The sequence below is a fragment of the Streptomyces cucumeris genome, from assembly GCF_024295805.1.
Lineage (GTDB): Bacteria > Actinomycetota > Actinomycetes > Streptomycetales > Streptomycetaceae > Streptomyces > Streptomyces cucumeris.
In genome coordinates this window covers 1-20,052 of record NZ_JANCLX010000001.1, presented here as the reverse complement: position 1 = coordinate 20,052, position 20,052 = coordinate 1, and the positions used below count along the sequence as shown (strand labels likewise).

12 protein-coding genes, 1 tRNA gene and 2 rRNA genes are annotated in these 20,052 nt (G+C 69.5%); 1 reads left to right on the top strand and 14 read right to left on the bottom strand.

What is annotated here, in order from left to right:
• Positions 1-644: 644 nt before the first annotated feature.
• The 10 genes from NMK44_RS00075 to NMK44_RS00030 all read right to left on the bottom strand — a co-directional run bounded on the left by NMK44_RS00075 (position 645) and on the right by NMK44_RS00030 (position 15,789).
• The gene (locus tag NMK44_RS00075; protein ID WP_254737030.1) at positions 645-920 is read right to left on the bottom strand and encodes a helix-turn-helix domain-containing protein; all 276 of its coding nucleotides are present in this window, start codon (positions 918-920) and stop codon (positions 645-647) included.
• Positions 921-1,398: 478 nt separating this feature from the next.
• On the bottom strand, positions 1,399-1,878 hold the full coding sequence (locus NMK44_RS00070) for a Dps family protein (protein ID WP_254737029.1): 480 nt from the start codon (positions 1,876-1,878) through the stop codon (positions 1,399-1,401).
• A gap of 143 nt (positions 1,879-2,021) precedes the next feature.
• On the bottom strand, positions 2,022-2,405 hold the full coding sequence (locus NMK44_RS00065; protein ID WP_176180301.1) for a helix-turn-helix domain-containing protein: 384 nt from the start codon (positions 2,403-2,405) through the stop codon (positions 2,022-2,024).
• Positions 2,406-2,514: 109 nt separating this feature from the next.
• Positions 2,515-3,066, bottom strand: a complete 552-nt coding sequence (locus NMK44_RS00060; RefSeq protein ID WP_254737028.1) for a CinA family protein — start codon at positions 3,064-3,066, stop codon at positions 2,515-2,517.
• A complete protein-coding gene (gene pgsA, locus NMK44_RS00055) occupies positions 3,063-3,695 on the bottom strand; it encodes a CDP-diacylglycerol--glycerol-3-phosphate 3-phosphatidyltransferase (RefSeq protein WP_254737027.1) in 633 nt (210 codons plus the stop codon). Before pgsA ends, NMK44_RS00060 begins: the two co-directional genes overlap by 4 nt.
• Positions 3,692-5,188: a 30S ribosomal protein S12 methylthiotransferase RimO gene (gene rimO, locus NMK44_RS00050; RefSeq protein ID WP_254737026.1), complete on the bottom strand. Its 1,497-nt coding sequence runs from the start codon at positions 5,186-5,188 to the stop codon at positions 3,692-3,694. Before rimO ends, pgsA begins: the two co-directional genes overlap by 4 nt.
• A gap of 61 nt (positions 5,189-5,249) precedes the next feature.
• Positions 5,250-6,077, bottom strand: coding sequence for a helix-turn-helix domain-containing protein (locus tag NMK44_RS00045; protein WP_254737025.1), 828 nt, complete (start codon positions 6,075-6,077; stop codon positions 5,250-5,252).
• 190 nt (positions 6,078-6,267) lie between these two features.
• A complete protein-coding gene (locus tag NMK44_RS00040; RefSeq protein WP_254737024.1) occupies positions 6,268-9,093 on the bottom strand; it encodes a DNA translocase FtsK in 2,826 nt (941 codons plus the stop codon).
• Positions 9,094-9,260: 167 nt separating this feature from the next.
• Complete coding sequence (locus tag NMK44_RS00035; RefSeq protein WP_254737023.1) at positions 9,261-9,941, bottom strand: response regulator; 681 nt, start codon at positions 9,939-9,941, stop codon at positions 9,261-9,263.
• Between the two features lie 274 nt (positions 9,942-10,215).
• Entirely contained in the window at positions 10,216-15,789 is a 5,574-nt protein-coding gene (locus NMK44_RS00030; RefSeq protein WP_254737022.1) for a HAMP domain-containing protein, read from the bottom strand.
• A gap of 213 nt (positions 15,790-16,002) precedes the next feature.
• Between NMK44_RS00030 and NMK44_RS00025 the strand changes: the two genes are divergently transcribed.
• Positions 16,003-18,669, top strand: a complete 2,667-nt coding sequence (locus tag NMK44_RS00025) for a SpoIIE family protein phosphatase (protein ID WP_254737021.1) — start codon at positions 16,003-16,005, stop codon at positions 18,667-18,669.
• Between the two features lie 147 nt (positions 18,670-18,816).
• Here NMK44_RS00025 and NMK44_RS00020 read toward each other — a convergent pair.
• The 4 genes from NMK44_RS00020 to NMK44_RS00005 all read right to left on the bottom strand — a co-directional run.
• Positions 18,817-18,892: transfer RNA gene (locus NMK44_RS00020), tRNA-Thr, on the bottom strand.
• A gap of 62 nt (positions 18,893-18,954) precedes the next feature.
• Positions 18,955-19,653 (bottom strand): DegT/DnrJ/EryC1/StrS family aminotransferase, encoded by a 699-nt coding sequence (locus tag NMK44_RS00015; protein WP_254737020.1) that lies wholly within the window; start codon positions 19,651-19,653, stop codon positions 18,955-18,957.
• 104 nt (positions 19,654-19,757) lie between these two features.
• Positions 19,758-19,874 (bottom strand): 5S ribosomal RNA (rrf, locus tag NMK44_RS00010).
• Positions 19,875-19,946: 72 nt separating this feature from the next.
• A 23S ribosomal RNA gene (locus tag NMK44_RS00005) occupies positions 19,947-20,052 on the bottom strand; the annotation flags it as partial.

The following is a 20,052-nucleotide window of genomic DNA, read 5'->3' as shown; positions in this document are numbered from 1 at the left end:
TGAAGGCCCCCTGTGGGTGTGCGCGGGGTGTGGCCACGTTGAAGGGGTCGCCATGGAGTGCCCGAGTTGCCACGTAGCAATGAAGCCACCCCTACCCGGCTGGTACGACCGCTGGCAGTGCCCGAGCTGCCCACGGCGCGCCGCCTCCCGCGACACCCCTGACGACATCGAAGACCGGGAACAGGGACGGCTGGCGGTCATTGCGCAGTTGGACGACGCGATGGCGCTGCTGGCCGGAGAGAGGACAGGCCGTGGGTCAGGGAATCGAGACCAAGGGCTGTAGCAGCTGCGGCGGCACCATGTACCGGACCGTGGATACGGACGACAACGGCAACCCGACAAGCGTGACCCAGTTCGTGTGCTCGGGGTGCGGGGCGGTCGAGTAGGAGCCGGGCCGGCCGCGCGTCGCACCGGCGGCGCGCGGCTTGGTGCTGATCGCGTACGCGTACGCCAGCCGCTGAGGGCTCCGCAGGGCGTCCACACGATCGCTACCGAGCCGTTACTGGCGGGGGTTGCTCCGGATACTCGGACGTCCGATAGTTGCACCGTGAAGTTACCGGCCGTTACGGTCGGCTGGCCATGCCCCTACGTCCCTGGAGCCCGCCATCACTACGCCCCTCGATGCGAGCCCCCACGCCCGATGCTCACGCCTCGCGTGGGCCCGTCGGGTCCAGCGGGCTATCCGGCATCAACGCGGACGGCGCGACATGTAGCGCGCGAGCGATCTGGAGCAGCCGGTCCAGGGACGGCGAGTGCATGCCCTGTTCGATCCGATAGATCGTGCGTCGCTCCGCGCCGATGCGACCGGCCAACCCTTCCTGGGTCAGATTGCGATCCATCCGTAAATCGCGGACGCGAGTGCCGATATCCCGGCGCCACCGGAGGATCCAGTCGGGCGGGGGATCGGTCGGGACGTGCACCAGTCCACGCTGAATGGACCAAGATCAAAAGTCAGTGCCATGGCGTGTGACATTTTTCGATCATGGGTAAACGAGCAGACGGCGGGGACGCTCTCCCCTGCCCCGAAAATCGCACGCATGTTCGCTCTATCGAGTGAACGCGCACACTCCCCCACATCCGGCTGATCGACCGGGGCAAACGAATGTCACGCCCCACAGGCCGGGTGCCACGGGGCCGCCATCTCGGATGGCGGGTCATCCCCTGTGGCACCCCGGGCCGTCGGCGGATCCGAGGCGCTCCCCGCCCCTGCCGACGGCCCACCCAAAAGGATGACCCCCGATGCCGCTTTGCGCGGCATCGGGGGTCATCTTCGTTCCGGAAGCGTTCCGGTCGGGCCGCCGGATTCCGGGATCCTTCCGCATGACACCGGAAGATGTGGCCACGCATTGAAACGCTTCGCAACGCTAGTTCGTGCTGGCCAAAGCAGGTTTCAGGGCTTCAGCCTCCGTTGACGTTCTCCGCCTGGAACATCCAGTGGTGCTTCTCGAGATCCCGGGTGAGCCCGATCAGGATGTCCTGGCTCACCGGGTCGGGATCGGCGGTGGCGTCGATGCGCTCACGCATGCGGGCGATCACCGACGCGAGGGCCTCCACCAGCGTCCGCACGGCTTCCTTGTCCTCGGTCCAGCCACCCTTGACCGCGCCGACGGCGCTGGTCTTCGCGACCGTCTCGGCCCGCCCGTCCGGAGCCACCCCGATCGCCGAGGACCGCTCCGCCACCGTGTCGGCGTGCGCCCGGGCGGTCGCGACGACCTCGTCGAGCTGGAGATGAACCGTGCGGAACCGCGGGCCGACGACCGTCCAGTGGATCTGCTTGCCCACCAGCGCGAGGTCCACGAGGTCGACGAGGGCGCCCTGGAGGGCATCGCCGACGATCTTCAGACCTTCGTCCCCGAGCGGACTCTTGACCACAGTCATCCGCTTCCTCCTGTTCGACCGTTCAGCCCCCTTGATTACCTCTCACCCCTGGGTGACCCGAAAGAGGCGGAACAAACATCGGGCCCCGGCCGGTGAGAACCGACCGGGGCCCGAAAAGCCGCAGGGCAAGGCCTGTACGTGGATCAGGCCGCCACGACGTCCACAGCCTCCGTGGGCGCCTTGATCGTCACCCGCTCCTCCGGGACACCCGTCACGGAGGACACGGATACGGGGTTGAGCATCGGCCGCATCGGCGCGGGCACCTTCTCGCCCGCCGCCGCCGACTCCGCCAGCTCCGCGAGCGACAGCTCGTCGCTCACCTCTCGCATCACCTGCGACATCCGTACGTCCAGGGCATCGCAGATCGCGGAGAGCAGCTCCGACGAGGCTTCCTTCTGCCCGCGCTCGACCTCTGACAGATAGCCGAGCGACACCCGGGCGGAGGAGGAAACCTCGCGCAGAGTACGGCCCTGGCGCTGGCGCTGCCGACGCAGCACGTCACCCAGCAGGCGACGGAGCAGAATCATCGCTGGCTCCCTCCTCGGACCTCGGATCCGGATCCTTCACGCCCCACCGTACCGCCTCCGGCTGCGCCCGTGCGGGGAGCGATGTCGTGTTCACTCAGGGCTGCAAACATCAAATCCCGCTGTGTTGTTCCGTATCCTGTGCCCCCGCTGTTGCGATCAATTCGCTGAACAGCAGCTTGACCGCGGCCTCCACGCTCTGTTCGCGGACGCCCGAGCGGTCCCCCTCCAGCCGCAGCGCGGCCGCCGCCACCCGGTCCGCGGGCCCGGCCACCGCCACGTGGACGGTGCCCACGGGCTGACCGTCCTGCGGTGTGGGACCCGCCACACCGGTGGTGGCCACACCCCAGTCGGCGCCCAGCGCGCGCGTCACGCCCCGGGCCATCTGCCGCGCGACCTCGGCGTCCACCGCCCCGCGCTCGGCCAGCAGGGCGTCGTCCACCCCCAGCAGCTCGTGCTTGAGCGCGGTGGCGTAGGCGGTCACCGAACCGCGGAAGGAACGGGACGCCCCGTCCACCGCCGTCAGCTCCGCGGCCACCAGACCGCCGGTGAGCGACTCGGCCACCGCCACGGTCTGCCCGCGCCGCTCCAGCAGCGCCAGCACCCCGGCCGCGGTGGCCCGCCCGTGCTCCGCCGGGCCGCCCTCCGGGGCGCCGCCGTTCATGGCGCGGGCTCCTGGGCCGCGCGGCCGGCACGGCGCAGCACGATCGCCTGGCGCACGTAGTCGAGACCGGTGACGACGGTCAGCACCACGGCCACCGCCATCACCCAGAAGCGCAGGGTGGCCAGCGGCCCGGTCAGCGCCAGGATGTACATCCCCACCGCCGTGCCCTGCGCGAGGGTCTTCATCTTTCCGCCGCGGCTGGCCGGGATCACCCCGTGCCGGATCACCCAGAACCGCATCAGTGTGATCCCTATCTCACGGAAGAGGATCACGCCCGTCACCCACCAGGGCAGATCGGAAAGGGCCGACAGACAGATCAGCGCCGCGCCCATGATCGCCTTGTCCGCGATCGGGTCGGCGATCTTGCCGAAGTCGGTGACGAGGTTGTACCGCCGGGCCAGGTGGCCGTCGAAGAGGTCGGTGATCATGGCGATCGCGAACGCCGCCCAGGCGAACGAGCGCCAGGCCGGGTCGTAGCCGCCGTTGTGGAGCATCAGCAGCACGAACACCGGCACGAGGACCAGCCGCATCATGGTGAGGATGTTGGCGATGTTCCACAGTCGGGCGGGCCGGACGGCCGCGGCCGTCCGGTGGTGGCCTCCCGCGGCGGAGGCCGGGACGCCTGTCATCTGGCCGCCTCCTCGGTACACGCGCCGCCACCGGATCCGTCCAGCGGCCGCAGCGGCTCCGCGACGAGGTCCACTCCCTCCGTCGCGATCACCTTGGCTTCGACGATACGGCCCACCGCGGGCTTCGCGTCCGTCCTGAGCAGGGTCTGCCCGTCGGTCTCCGGCGCCTGGTGGGCGCCGCGCCCCAGCACCGTCCCGGTCTCCTCGATCTCCTCCACCAGCACGTCGACGACCTCGCCGAGCCGCTCCTCGGCCCGCTGGGCGGTGAGCTCCTCGGCCAGCCGGGAGAGGTGCTCCAGCCGGGCGGCGACCTCGTCCGGGTCGACCTTGTTCTCGTAGCCGGCGGCCTCGGTGCCGTCCTCGTCCGAGTAGCCGAACACGCCGATGGCGTCCAGGCGCGCCTCACTGATGAAGCGCTCCAGCTCGGCCAGGTCCTCCTCGGTCTCCCCGGGGAAGCCCACGATGAAGTTGGACCGGGCGCCCGCCTGCGGCGCCTTGCCTCTGATCTCCTCCAGCAGGCCCAGGAAGCGGTCGGTGTCCCCGAAGCGCCGCATCGCCCGCAGCACCCCCGGGGCCGAGTGCTGGAAGGACAGGTCGAAGTAGGGCGCGACCTTCTCGGTCGAGGTCAGCACGTCGATCAGCCCGGGCCGCATCTCGGCGGGCTGGAGGTAGCTGACCCGGATCCGCTCGATGCCGTCCACGGCGGCCAGCTCCGGCAGCAGCGTCTCCAGCAGCCGGATGTCGCCGAGGTCCTTGCCATAGGAGGTGTTGTTCTCGGAGACGAGCATGACCTCCTTGACGCCCTGCTCGGCCAGCCAGCGGGTCTCCCCCAGCACGTCCGAGGGCCGCCGGGAGATGAAGGAGCCGCGGAAGGACGGGATGGCGCAGAAGGAGCACCGCCGGTCGCATCCGGAGGCCAGCTTCACCGAGGCGACCGGGCTGGAGTCCAGCCGGCGGCGCAGCGGGGCACGCGGCCCGGAGGCGGGCGCCACTCCGGCGGGCAGGTCCTCGGGCGGGGTGTCCTGGGCGTGGCCGGGCAGTGCCACGGCGGAGGCGTCCTGCCGCTGGGCGGGGCTGATCGGCAGCAGCTTGCGGCGGTCGCGCGGGGTGTGGGAGGCGTGGATGCCGCCGGAGAGGATGGTCTGGAGCCGGTCGGAGATATCGGCGTAGTCGTCGAAACCGAGTACCCCGTCGGCCTCGGGCAGCGCCTCGGCAAGCTCCTTGCCGTAGCGCTCGGCCATGCAGCCGACGGCCACGACGGCCTGGGTCCGGCCGTGGTCCTTCAGGTCCCGCGCCTCCAGCAGGGCGTCGACCGAGTCCTTCTTGGCGGCTTCGACGAAACCACAGGTGTTGACGACGGCGACGTCGGCTTCGGCGGCTTCCTCGACGAGCTCCCAGCCGTCCGCCGCCAAGCGGCCTGCGAGCTCCTCCGAGTCCACCTCATTACGGGCGCAGCCAAGAGTGACAAGGGCAACAGTGCGGCGTTCGGGCATGCGCTCAGACTACTTCGTCCCCTGCCCTGCCCCCGCTGCCAGGGCTCCCGATCACGGGCGGTCAGCCCGCTTCGGGATCTCCCTTGGTGTAGCTCAGCCGCTGGACGGCACCGCTGGTGCCCACCTTCTTCACTTCCTTGCCGTTCACGAAGAGCTTGATCGCCCCGGCGTTCCCGAGCACCAGGTCGATGCGCTTGCTGTCGCTGAACGTCTTGGAGTCGCCCTCGCGCAGCACGCCCTCCTCCAGCAGCCGCCCGTTGTGATCCTGCGCGGAGATCCAGCTCTGCCCGCCCTCGGCGGTGAGCTTGACCGTGACCTTGTCCGCCGGAACGCCCGCGATGGCGCTGTCGGACGGCTCAGGGCGGTCCGGTTCGTCGGGCTTGGGCTGGTGACTCCGGCTGGGCGTGTGGCTGGCCTTCGGCGAACCGGATTCCTCGGCGACCGTGGACCCGCCGTCGCCGTCACCACCACTGAAAAGCGTGAAGCCGACGAATCCGACGACGGCCACGATGGCGGCGACCATCGCCGCGGTCCAGTTGGGGCGCCGGGGCTCGGGACGGATCCGCTCGGCCTCGAAGAGCGGGGCCGGGGCGGTCGGCACCGGCCGTCCACCATGATCGGCGTCAAATTGTGCGATCAGACCATCGGGATCGAGTCCGACAGCGCGCGCGAGCACGCGGATATGCCCCCGGGCATACACGTCGCCGCCACAGCGCGAGAAGTCGTCCTGCTCGATCCCCTGCACTATGGGGACCCGGACCCGGGTGGAGGTGCTGACCTCGTCGATGGTCAGCCCGGCGTCGATGCGGGCTTGCCGGAGGGCGCTGCCGACGGAAGGCCGGTCGTTTTCGGGGGAGTTGCCGTCTTCGGGAAAGTTGCCGATGGACACGGGGGCGCCTTTCGAGCGTGTAGCCACCTGCTGGAGGTTCAGTCTAGGGGTGGGACGAAAGGGTCGGGCAAGCGGGAGGACGGAGTTTGTCCGCCATCGGGATTGCCGCGCAATCATGATGGTGCGACCTCACTCCGCCACCTCCCTCAACTTGACGTCTCGGCAGGGGAAACGGTTGCCTGCCGAATCCTTACGAATGAGCCTTACCGCGGATCACGTCCAGCACGCCATCCAATTCGTCCGGCTTCACCAGCACGTCCCGCGCCTTGGAGCCCTCGCTCGGCCCGACGACCCCCCGGGACTCCATGAGGTCCATCAGCCGCCCGGCCTTGGCGAACCCCACCCGCAGCTTGCGCTGCAGCATGGACGTCGAACCGAACTGCGTGGAAACAACCAGCTCAGCGGCCTGACACAGAAGATCGAGATCATCCCCGATCTCCTCGTCGATCTCCTTCTTCCTCCCCGTCCCGACCGTCACGTCCTCGCGGAAGACCGGGGCCATCTGCTCCTTGCAGTGCGTGACGACGGCCTCGACCTCGCGCTCGGTGACATAGGCGCCCTGCATCCGGACCGGTTTGTTCGCGCCCATCGGCAGGAACAGCCCGTCGCCCTTGCCGATCAGCTTCTCGGCGCCGGGCTGGTCCAGGATGACCCGGCTGTCGGCCAGCGAGGAGGTGGCGAAGGCGAGCCGCGAAGGCACATTGGCCTTGATCAGTCCGGTGACGACGTCCACCGAGGGGCGCTGGGTGGCGAGGACCAGATGGATCCCGGCCGCGCGCGCGAGCTGGGTGATCCGGACGATGGCGTCCTCCACGTCACGCGGGGCGACCATCATCAGGTCCGCCAGCTCGTCGACGATCACCAGCAGATACGGGTACGGCTTGAGCTCCCGTTCGCTCCCCTCGGGCTGTTTGACCGTGCCCTTGCGGATCGCCGCGTTGAAGTCGTCGATATGGCGGAACCCGTAGGCCGCGAGGTCGTCGTAGCGAAGGTCCATCTCGCGCACGACCCACTGGAGCGCCTCGGCGGCGCGCTTGGGGTTGGTGATGATCGGCGTGATCAGGTGCGGAATGCCCTCGTACGCGGTCAGCTCCACCCGCTTGGGGTCGACCAGCACCATCCGCACATCGTCCGGAGTGGCCCGGGCCATGATCGAGGTGATGAGGCAGTTGATGCAGGACGACTTGCCGGAGCCGGTGGCGCCCGCCACCAGTACGTGCGGCATGGTCGCGAGGTTGGCCGCCACATAGCCGCCCTCGACGTCCTTGCCGAGGCCGACCAGCATCGGGTGATCGTCGCCGACGGAGTCCGCCGAGCGCAGCACATCACCGAGGTTGACCATCTCGCGGTCGCTGTTGGGGATTTCGATGCCCACCGCGGACTTGCCCGGGATCGGGCTGATGATCCGCACATCGGGGCTGGCGACCGCGTACGCGATGTTCTTGGTCAGCGCGGTGATCCGCTCGACCTTCACCGCCGGGCCGAGCTCCACCTCGTAGCGGGTGACCGTCGGACCGCGGGTGAAGCCGGTGACCGCCGCGTCGACCTTGAACTCCGTGAACACCTTGGTCAGCGAGTCGACCACGGCGTCGTTGGCGGCGCTGCGGGTCTTGCCGGGCCCGCCGCGCTCCAGCAATTCGAGGGAGGGCAGCGAGTAGGTGATGTCACCGGAGAGCTGGAGCTGCTCGGCGCGGGGCGGCAGCGGCTCGGCGGCGTCGGCCGAGGGCCGGGTGAGATCGGGTACGCGGGAGCCCCCCGTCTCCTCGCTCTCGTCGCTCCCGCCGCGGCGGGAGCCCGTCCCGGCGGACTTGGTGAGCTCCGGACCGGTGTCGCCCGGCCGGGACACCGCACCGCTGCCCTCACCGGTGTCGCGCTCCGCCGAGATCCCGTTGCTCAGCCCGGCGACCAGCGGCGAGGGCTGGACGCCGTGCAGGACGGCGCCGTCCAGCGAGGCGGCGGCCGCGGCCGCCACGTCCACCGCGTCCAGGGGACGGTCCTGCGGCGGCTCAACGGGCTGGGTACGGCGCGGGGAACGGCGGCGCCCCCGCAGCGCGTCCTCCTCGGCCCGCTCATGGTCGTCCGCGACATCATCGGCTCCGAGGGCCGGGGCGGACCTCCGCGGGCGCCTGACGGGCGTCTCGCGCCATTCCTCGGCGTACTCCCCATCCGCCCCGGCGTCCTCGAACGCCCCGTGGTCCTGGATCAGGCCCAGCCGGATGCCCGCGGCCCGCAGCCGCTGCGGGATCGCCGCGACCGGGGTCGCGGTGACGACCAGCAGCCCGAAGACGGTGAGCAGCACCAGCAGCGGTACCGCCAGCACCTCGCCCATCGCGTAGATCAGCGGCCGGGAGACGCCCCAGCCGATCAGACCGCCCGCGTCCTGTATCGCCTCGGTCCCCTGGCCGCGCCCCGGAGCCCCGCAGGCGATGTGGACCTGGCCCAGCACCCCGATCACCAGCGCGGACAGACCGATCACGATCCGTCCGTTGGCCTCCGGCTTCTCGGGGTGGAGGATCAGCCGGGCGGCGATGGTGGCCAGCAGTATCGGCACCACCAGATCGAGCCGGCCGAAGGCACCGGTGACCAGCATCTCGACCAGGTCGCCGACCGGGCCGTCCAGATTCGACCAGGTGCCCGCGGCGACGATCAGCGCCAGGGCGAGCAGCAGCAGTGCGCTGCCGTCCTTGCGGTGCGCCGGGTCCAGCCCTTTGGCACCGCGCCCTATGCCGCGGAACATCGCCCCGACACCGCGCGCCGAGCCCATCCACACCGCGCGCACCGCGCGGTAGACACCACTGGTGGGGCTGGGCGCCGGAGGCGGCGCCACCTTCTTCGCCGCCGCCTTCTTCTTCGGAACGGCCTTCTTCGCGGGCGCCGTCGGCTTCTTGGCGGGCGCCTTCCTGGCCACCGCCTTCTTCGCGGGTGACTTCTTCACCGCGCCTCCGGACTGCCCGGCGCGCTTCTTCGGAGTGCCCGCCGCGCTCTGGGAACCCTTGCCGGACGTACGAGAGGCCATGGGGGCGAGATTACCCGCGTCCGCCGTACGGAGCACGCATGGTGGACACATCAGACGCCACTGACGTCACGCGTGCACCGGATACCGGCCGTGCGGTGAGAGGACGGTGACAGGGCGTCAAAGCGCTGGTGGCCGGGGGCGAACGGCCTGCGGCGGGTGGGACGCGGTCAGTTCTGCGAGGGGACCTGGCTGGCGCCGCTGCCCGCGCCCGGCTCCAGGGCGTCCAGCGCCCGCCGCAGACCGGTCAGCTTGCGCTCCAGATGGGCCGCGGTGGCCACCGCGGCCGCGTCGGCCGACTCGTCCAGCTGCTTGGAGAGCGCTTCGGCCTGCTCCTCGACGGCGGCGAGCCGCGCGGAGAGCTCGGCAAGCAGCCCCGCCGACTCCCTGGCGTCCTCACCTGCCGCGGGCTGACCGCCCTCCAACTGCAGCCGCAACAGCGAAGCCTGCTCCCGCAGCTGGCAGTTCTTCATGTACAGATCGACGAAGACCGAAACCTTCGCCCTGAGCACCCACGGATCGAACGGCTTGGAGATGTAGTCCACCGCGCCGGCGGCATAGCCCCGGAAGGTGTGGTGCGGGCCGTGGTTGATCGCCGTGAGGAAGATGATCGGGATGTCCCGGGTCCGCTCACGCCGCTTGATGTGCGCGGCGGTCTCGAACCCGTCCATGCCCGGCATCTGGACATCCAGCAGGATGACCGCGAAGTCGTCCGTCAGCAGCGCCTTGAGCGCTTCCTCCCCTGACGATGCCCGCACCAGGGTCTGATCGAGCGCGGAGAGAATGGCCTCCAGCGCCAGCAGATTCTCCGGCCGGTCATCGACCAGGAGGATCTTGGCCTTCTGCACCATGCCCCGTCCTCCTCGTCCCGGCTTGGGGTCGCCCCAGCTCGAAGAGCTGGGGAAAGCACCGGGCGCCGCCCCAGGGGACGACTCCCTTGCGCCGCCCGTCCTTGTGCCGGTCATGGTAGCCGCACCCCGCTGTTCGCCACACCCTGTCACCGCGATGTCACTGTGCACGTAGCAGAAACGCGGCGGGAGACCAGAAGGTTCCCCGAATACCGCGTTCCCACACGTGTTCGGCGACAGTCAGTCAACACCACAGACGCGCCCCGCGTCCCGCGGGTCACTGCTCTGACATCCACTGCTCCATCACCGCAAGAAGATGATCGGTGTCGACGGGCTTCGTGACATAGTCCGACGCGCCAGCCTCAATACTCTTTTCACGATCCCCCTTCATCGCCTTCGCGGTGAGGGCGATGATCGGCAGTCCGGCGAACTGCGGCATCCTGCGGATCGCCGCCGTCGTCGCGTAACCGTCCATCTCCGGCATCATGATGTCCATCAGGACGAGCACGACATCGTCGTGCTGCTCGAGGACCTCGATGCCCTCCCGGCCGTTCTCCGCGTAGAGCACCTGGAGTCCGTGCTGCTCCAACACGCTGGTGAGAGCGAACACGTTCCGGATGTCATCGTCGACGATGAGCACCTTCTCCCCGTGGAAACCGCCCACCGGCTCCGGTACGACCAGGTCCTGGCCGCCCAGCAGCCACGGCTCCGGGGCCTGCTCCTGGAACTGCCGTCCCCGCCTGCCCGCCCCGCGGTCCACGGGCTGCGGCTGCTCCGGCCCGGCCGACGGCAGCTCGGGCTCCTGCTCGGTCCGCCGGTCCCGCCGGGCCGGCCCCGACACCCGCTGGCCGCCATTGACGGACACGTCCGGCGCCGCCTCGTGCTCCATCGCGGACCCGGCCCCGGTGACCCGCTCCGCGGAACCGTTCTCCAGCGCGGCCGGAGTGCGCGGCCCGGAGGCCGAATGGCCCGGGATCGCGATGGCCTGCGCCGATCCGCCCGGAGCGAGCTGCGGATAGCCCTGGGGCGGCAGCTCACCGGGGTGCAGCGGCAGATAGAGCGTGAAGGTGGAACCGCGGCCGGGCTCACTGGCCGCGTGGATCTCACCGCCCAGCAGCCGGGCGATCTCCCGGCTGATGGACAGCCCCAGACCGGTGCCGCCGTACTTGCGGCTGGTGGTCCCGTCGGCCTGCTTGAACGCCTCGAAGATCACCCGCATCTTGCTGGCCGCGATGCCGATACCGGTGTCGGTCACCGAGAACGCGATCATCTCCGCGTCCGGTTCGCGCAGCGCGCCCGCCTCCAGGAGCTGTTCCCGGATGGCATTGGGCACATCGCCGCCCGCCGGCCGGATCACCAGCTCCACGGCGCCGGTGTCGGTGAACTTCACCGCGTTGGACAGCAGGTTGCGCAGCACCTGCAGCAGCCGCTGCTCGTCGGTGTGCAGTGTGGCCGGGAGTTCGGGCGAGACCCGCACCGAGAAGTCCAGCCCCTTCTCTGCGGTCAGCGGCCGGAAGGTGGCTTCCACGTAGTCGACGAGCTGGACCAGGGCGATCCGGGTCGGGCTGACGTCCATCTTGCCCGCCTCGACCTTCGACAGGTCCAGGATGTCGTTGATCAACTGCAGCAGGTCCGAGCCCGCGCCGTGGATGGTCTCGGCGAACTCCACCTGCTTCGGCGAGAGGTTGCCGTCCGCGTTGTCGGCGAGCAGCTTGGCCAGGATCAGCAGCGAGTTGAGCGGGGTGCGCAGCTCGTGCGACATGTTGGCCAGGAACTCGCTCTTGTAGCGCATCGAGACCGCGAGCTGCTCGGCACGCTCCTCGAGCACCTGCCGCGCCTCCTCGATCTCGGTGTTCTTCACCTCGATGTCGCGGTTCTGCCGGGCCAGCCGGTCCGACTTCTCCTCCAGCTCCGCGTTGGACGCCTGGAGCGCCTTCTGCCGGTTCTCCAGCTCCGCCGAGCGCTCCCGTAGCTGCTCGGTCAGCTCCTGCGACTGCTTCAGCAGCACCTCGGTCTTGGTGTTGACGCTGATGGTGTTGACGCTGGTGCCGATCATCTCGGCGATCTGGTTGAGGAAGTCCTTCTGGATCTGTGCGAACGGCTGGAACGAGGCCAGCTCGACCACACCGAGCAACTGGCCCTCGAAGAGCACCGGCAGCACGATCACATGCGCCGGGGCCGCCTCGCCCAGGCCCGAAGCGATCTTGAGGTAGCCCGGGGGCACGTTCTCCACCAGGATCGCCCGCTTCTCCTCCGCGACCGTCCCGATGAGCGTCTCGCCCGGCTGGAAGGAGGTCGGCATCGACCCGTGGGAGTAGCCGTAACTGCCGATCAGCCGCAGCTCGTAGCCCTCCTCGGAGGTGCTGTCGGCCACCACCTCGGTGCCCTCGCCGATCGGGGCCGCCAGGAAGAACGCGCCGTGCTGGGCGGAGACGACCGGGGTCAGCTCGCTCATGATCAGCCGGGCGACGTCCTCCAGATCGCGCCGCCCCTGCATCAGACCGGAGATCCGGGCCAGGTTGCCCTTCAGCCAGTCCTGCTCCTTGTTGGCGAGCGTGGTCTCGCGGAGGTTGGCGATCATGGTGTTGATGTGGTCCTGGAGGACCTGGATCTCGCCCGAGGCATCCACGTCGATCTTGAGATTGAGATCGCCGCGGGTCACCGCGGTGGCGACCTCCGCGATGGCGCGCACCTGACGGGTCAGGTTCCCGGCCATCTCGTTCACCGACTCGGTCAGGTCCTTCCAGGTGCCGGCCACGTCCCGCACCCGCGCCTGACCGCCCAGCTGGCCCTCGGTACCCACCTCACGGGCCACCCGGGTCACCTGGTCGGCGAACGACGACAGCTGGTCGACCATCGTGTTGATGGTCGTCTTCAGCTCCAGGATTTCGCCCCGCGCCTCGATGTCGATCTTCTTGGTCAGATCACCCTGGGCGATCGCGGTGGTGACCATGGCGATGTTGCGCACCTGACCGGTCAGGTTGGACGCCATCGAGTTCACGGACTCGGTGAGGTCCTTCCAGGTGCCCGACACCCCGGGCACCCGCGCCTGACCACCGAGGATGCCGTCGGTGCCCACCTCGCGCGCCACCCGGGTCACCTCGTCGGCGAACGACGACAGCGTGGTCACCATGGTGTTGACGGTGTCGGCCAGCGCCGCGACCTCGCCGCGCGCCTCGACCGTCACCTTCTTCGTCAGATCGCCATTGGCGACCGCCGCCGAGACCTGGGAGATGTTCCGCACCTGGATGGTGAGGTTATTGGCCATCAGGTTGACGTTGTTGCTCAGGTCCTTCCAGATGCCGGTGACGCCCGGCACCCGCGCCTGACCGCCCAACTGCCCTTCCGTACCCACCTCACGGGCCACCCGGGTGACCTGCTCGGCGAATGACGAGAGCTGGTCCACCATCGTGTTCACGGTGGTGACGAGCTCCAGGATCTCGCCCTTGGCGTCAACGGTGATCTTCTTCGACAGATCGCCCTTGGCGACCGCCGTCGTCACCTCGGCGATGGAACGCACCTGCGAGGTGAGGTTGTTGGCCATGCCGTTGACGGACTGGGTGAGGTCCTTCCAGGTGCCGGAGACGCCCTGCACCTCGGCCTGACCGCCCAACTGCCCCTCGGTGCCCACCTCGCGGGCCACCCGGGTGACCTCCTCGGCGAAGGAGGAGAGCTGGTCCACCATCGTGTTGAGGGTGTTCTTCAGCTCCAGGATCTCGCCGCGCGCATCGACGTCGATCTTCTGCGAGAGGTCACCCCTGGCGACCGCGGTCGCCACCTGGGCGATGTTACGGACCTGAGCGGTCAGATTGCCTGCCATACCGTTCACCGAGTCGGTCAGATCGCGCCAGACGCCCGCCACACCGGGCACCTGCGCCTGACCGCCCAGACGGCCGTCCGTACCCACCTCACGGGCGACCCGGGTCACCTGCTCGGCGAAGTCGGAGAGCTGGTCGACCATCGTGTTGATGGTGTTCTTCAGCTCCAGGATCTCGCCGCGCGCGTCCACCTCGATCTTCTGCGACAGATCGCCGCGCGCGACGGCGGTGGTCACCTGGGCGATCCCGCGCACCTGCGAGGTCAGGTTGCCCGCCATCGAGTTGACGGAGTCGGTGAGGTCCTTCCAGGTGCCGCTGACGCCGTCCACCCGGGCCTGACCGCCCAGCCGCCCCTCGGTGCCCACGTCCCGCGCCATCCGCGTCACCTGGTCGGCGAAGGAGGACAGCTGATCCACCATGGTGTTCACGGTGTTCTTCAGCTGGAGCATCTCACCGGAGACATCGACGGTGACCTTCTGCGACAGATCGCCGTTGGCCACCGCCGTGGTCACCTGGGCGATGTTGCGCACCTGTCCGGTGAGGTTCCGGAAGGCGGTGTTCACCGAATCGGTGAGATCCTTCCACGTCCCCGCCGCACCCGGCACCTGCGCCTGGCCACCCAGTTCACCCTCGACACCGATCTCCCGGGCCACCCGGGTCACCTCGGCACCGAAGGACTGGAGCTGGTCCACCATCGTGTTGACGGTGTTCTTCAGCTCCAGCATCTCCCCGGCCACGTCCACCGTGACCTTCTGCGACAGATCGCCGTTGGCCACCGCCGTGGTCACCTGGGCGATGTCCCGCACCTGCGCGGTGAGGTTCCGGAAGGCGGTGTTCACCGAATCGGTGAGATCCTTCCACGTCCCCGCCGCACCCGGCACCTGCGCCTGGCCACCGAGCAGACCCTCGGCCCCGACCTCGCTGGCCACCCGCGTCACCTCGTCGGCGAAGGTGCGCAGCGTCTCGGTCATCGTGTTGATCGTGTCGGCCAGCTGCGCGACCTCACCGCGTGCACTGACCGTCACCTTCTGCGACAGATCACCATTGGCGACCGCCGTCGTCACCTGCGCGATCCCGCGCACCTGGGCGGTGAGGTTCCCGGCCATCAGGTTGACCGAGTCCGTCAGGTCCTTCCACACCCCCGCGACCCCGGGCACCTTCGCCTGACCGCCGAGTTCACCCTCGGTGCCCACCTCACGGGCGACTCTGGTCACCTCGGCGGCGAACGAGGACAGCTGGTCCACCATCGTGTTGACGGTGTTCTTCAGCTCCAGCATCTCCCCGGACACATGGACCGTGACCTTCCGGGAGAGATCACCCTTGGCCACCGCCGTGGTCACCAGCGCGATATCACGCACCTGGGCGGTGAGCCGGGAGGCCATCGTGTTGACGGACTCCGTGAGGTCCTTCCATGAACCGGACATTCCACGCACCCGGGCCTGACCGCCCAGCTTGCCCTCGGTACCGACCTCACTGGCGACGCGCGTCACCTCGTCGGTGAAGGCCGAGAGCTGGTCCACCAGGCCGTTGACGGTGCGCCCCACCTTGAGGAACTCACCGCGCAGCGGATGCGCCGAACCGTCGGCACCCTGTGCCCGCAGGTCCATGCGCTGCTCGAGGTCACCCTCGGCGACCGCCGACAGCACCCGGCCCACCTCGGACACCGGCCGTACAAGATCGTCCACCAATGCGTTGGACGCGTCAATGGCCGCGGCCCACTGCCCCTCGCAGGCGCCCGTCTCCAGCCGCTCGGTGAGCTTGCCCTCCCGGCCGACCACCCGCCGCACCCGGGTCAATTCGCCGGTGAGCTGGAGGTTCCGGTCCGCGACCTCATTGAAGACCGCGGCGATCTCGGACATGACCCCGTCACCCGAGACCGTCATGCGCTTGCGGAAGTTCCCGTCCCGCATCGCCGTCATGGCGGTCAGCAACCGGTTCAGGGCAGCCGTCTCCACCTCAGTCGTCCCATTGCTTCGGGACCGTCCGCCCTTCGCGCGCGTATTCGTGCCCCGCGCCGCTGCGCCAGACTCCACCGTGTCCCTCCCGCAGGGTCGACCATCCTCGTCGGGTTCTTCTTCCAGCTTGCCCAGTGTTTCACCATGGCCCAACCAGGCCATAACAGTTCGGCAGCATCGCACACCGCGTACAGCACCCTCTGGGGTGGAATCAGTGCCGACCGGCATTCGCGAGCGCGGTGGAGGTAAGTAACCTGGCATCCGGCCAGGGCATCGGAGGGGCGCTGCGACATGGGTGAGCAGATCGCCGAGACACATATGAGGAGACCTGTGATCACCGCGCGGGCAGCCGCCACCTTCGAGCCGGTCGGACGCTCGGTCGCCGCCGCCCGCACGTTCGTCCGGGACACGCTGCAGGGATGGGGCCTCACCGACATCGTCGACGACGCCGTCGTCCTCACCAGTGAACTCGTCACCAACGCCGTCGTCCATGCCGGTACGACCGCCGATGTGGTCTGCGTCCGCGCGGACTCCGGCGTACGCGTCGAGGTCGCCGACCGCTACCCGGAACGAGAGCTTCCGGTGCAGAGCAACGGCGGCCACCACTTCGGAAGCCCCGACAGCGAGGGCGGCCGCGGTCTGCTACTCTGCGCGGCCCTCGCGGCACGCTGGGGAGTCGAGTACACCGCGACCCATAAGCAGGTCTGGTTCCAGCTCGACTTCCCCGACCGCCCGGCCGGCACCCGGGCCGCGGGCCCCGCACTGCCCTCCAGCGCCCTGCCCGTCGCCGACGCCCGGGTCCGGGTCGCCGTCGTCCAGGTCGACAGCGGCGCCCTCATCAGCGACTGGAACGACGACGCGCAGGAGCTGTTCGGCTACACCGCGGACCAGGTCATCGGCAAGCCGCTGACCGACCTCGCGGCCTGGCCGCACACCCCCGGCACCGGCACCGGGGTCGCCGAGGCCCTCCAGCTCTCCCGCTGGGAGGGCTCCTACGGCATCCGCGGGGCCGACGGCCGGGTCGCCCCCGTCTACGCCTCCCACCTGCGCGTCCGAGACGCCCAGGGCGAACCCTCCACCGTCTGCCTGCTGGTCCGCGACCGAGAGCGCGCCGTCCTCCAGAGCCCGCTGCGCGCGGTGGCGCCCGACAGCGGCGAATCCTCCGACCGCGGTCCGGCCTCCGACGCCTTCGAGGTCTTCATCGGCTCCCCGGCCCCGGACGACCTCGACGGACTGCTCCAGCGCACCGTCGAGCGGGCCCGCGACATGCTGGACGGTGACGCCGCCTATCTGCTGCTCGCCACCGACGACGAAACCGAGCTGGAGGTACGCGCCTCCACCGGCCTGCCCTCCGCCCGCCAGCGCTTCGCCCGTGTCCCCGTCGAAGCCGGCACCGGCCGCTACGGCTCGGCGCGTATGCCCGCCGTCCACGAGGATCTCTCGGCGCTGCCCGGAGCGGTCCCGCTCCTGGTCAACACCGGGATGCGCTCGGTCGTCACGGTCCCGCTGAAGGTCGAGGGACGGCTCACCGGATCACTCGGCGTCGCCGCCGAATCCCCCGGCCGGTACAGCAACGAGGAAGCGCTGCGCCTCCAGTTCGCCGCCGACCGCATCGCCCTCGCCGTCGAACGGGCCCGCCTCACCGAGTTGGAGCGGCTGCGCCGTGGTTCGCTGTCCTTCCTCGTCGAGGCGTCCGACCTGCTCGCGGGCACCCTGGACCGCGACCAGACCCTCGCGCTGATGGCCCAGATGACGGTCCCCACCCTCGCCAGCTGGTGCGCCGTCTACACCGTCGCCGACCAGGTCTCCGAACCCGAGCTCTCCTACGTCCTGCACGAGGACGAGGACCGTATCGACGGCCTCAAGGCCCTGCTGACGAAGATCGATCCGCCGGAGCAGGTACCCACCGGCGGCGCCCGCGGCTGGTCCGGCCCCTACGACGCCGCCCACGCCGCGGCCCTGCGGACCTCGCTGCGCAGCCTCAGCCTCGGCGACTCCGCCCGCCCCTCCTCCGGCCCCGGCGCCTCCCTGGCGACGGCCTCCGCGGTGGGCGGCGAGACGGTCGTGCTGCCCCTGGTGGCCCGGAACCGCGTGATCGGCATGCTGACCCTCGGCAAGCCCACCGACGAGCACTTCCGCCAGGAGAACCTGGAGCTCGCCGAAGACCTCTCCCGCCGGGCCGCGCTCGCCCTGGACAACGCCCGGCTGTACTCGGAGCGCACCGCCATCAGCCAGTCCCTCCAACGCAGTCTGCTGCCGCCGGAGCAGCCCGAGGTCCCCGGCGTCGAGGTCGAGGTCATCTACCGCGCGGCGGGCGAGGGCAATGAGGTCGGCGGTGACTTCTACGACCTCTTCCCGATCCGCGACGGCGCCTACGGCTTCGCCATCGGCGATGTGTGCGGCACCGGTCCGGAGGCCGCCGCGGTGACCGGGCTGGCCCGGCACGCGCTGCGGCTGCTCGCCCGTGAGGGCTTCGGCGGCCCGGCGGTGCTGGAGCGGCTCAACGCGGCCATCCTCGACGAGGGCGCCCGCAGCCGCTTCCTGACCCTGCTCTACGGCGAGTTGTGGCCGCAGCACGACGGCAGCGCGGTCCTCAAGGTCGTCTGCGCCGGACATCCGCTGCCGCTGCGCCTGCGCCAGGACGGCAGCGTCGAGGCGGCGGCCGAACCACAGCCGCTGCTCGGCGTCATGGAGGACCTGGAGCTCTACGAGCAGACCATCACCCTCGACCCGGGCGACGTCCTGCTGTGCGTCACCGACGGAGTCACCGAGCGCCGAGAGGGCACCAGGATGCTCGGCGACGAGGGTCTCACCGACGTCCTCACCACCTGCACGGGACTCACCGCGGGGGCGGTGGCGGCGCGGGTGCTGCGGGCCGTGGAGCGCTTCGCCGCGGAGCCGCCGTCCGACGACATGGCGATCCTGGTCATGCGCGTCCCCGAGCCGCACGACGCATAAGGACATAAGGAGCGGGAGACGGGGAGGGAGCGGAGCCGGAAGTGCTCGGCCCCCTCCCCCTCCTATATGGGCTTGGAGTTGTATGGGCTTGGAGCTTCTGGAGCCGAACATGACGAAGGCCCCCGCCACTTGGCGGGGGCCTTGCGCTGGAGCCCCAATACGGAATCGAACCGTAGACCTTCTCCTTACCATGGAGACGCTCTGCCGACTGAGCTATTGGGGCGCGGCAACGAGATAGATCATACCCGAACTCGAGTGCGCTCCTGACCACCCCACCCCGGTCGCTCAGGCGGCTGACTGCAACAGTCCTCCGAGCGCGTTGCAGGCCGAGACCACCCGCTGCAACTCCCGCCGGGACATACCCGGATCGACGGGCAGCGCCAGGCATTCATCGGCCGCCCGCTCGGTCTCCACGAGCCACAGATCACGCCGGAACCGCGCCGTGCGGTGCGCGGGCGTCTGCACCGGCACATGGCACACGACGCCGCGGGAGCGCAGCGTACGGGCGAAGGCGTCGCGGTCCGGACGGCCGTTGCCGGGCACCCGCACCACGTACTGCTGATAGCTGTGTTCCGTTCCCTGTCGCACGGCGGGCGGGATGACCCCGCGCAGCTTGCCGTCGAGATAGGCCGCGTTGGCCTGCCGCCGCAGGATCTCCCCGGCGGGCTCGGGCCGTGCGCCACAGCCCACGATCTGAACGCCGTGCCGTCGGCCCAGCGCGGTGAGACCGGCCATGTCGGCCGGGTGTCCAAAGGTGTGTACGGCGACAACAGCCGCGGTCCGGGGCGTGATCGCCTCGGCCACCGCGGCGGGGTCTATGCAGAAGGTCTCGGCGTCGATGTCCACGAAGACCGGTCTCGCGCCGGCCAGCAACACCGCTTCCGCCGCCTCGGGGGTGCCGTAGGACGGCACGACCACCTCGTCGCCCGGCCGGATGCCCAGCCGGGTCAACTCACGCCACAGCTCATCCGTAGGAGTGCCCATGGCCAGCATGGTGCCCACGCAACATGAACTCCGCGTGACCCGAAACACAACAAAAGAGAGCCCTGCCGGGAACCGAAGTTCCCGACAGGGCTCTCTGAATGATTGTTCGGCGGCGTCCTACTCTCCCACAGGGTCCCCCCTGCAGTACCATCGGCGCTGAAAGGCTTAGCTTCCGGGTTCGGAATGTAACCGGGCGTTTCCCTAACGCAATGACCACCGAAACACTATGAAGATGAAACCGGAAATCAACACGGTTCATTACTTCAGAACCAACACAGTGGACGCGAGCAACTGAGGACAAGCCCTCGGCCTATTAGTACCAGTCAACTCCACCGGTCACCCGGCTTCCATATCTGGCCTATCAACCCAGTCGTCTACTGGGAGCCTTACCCCATCAAG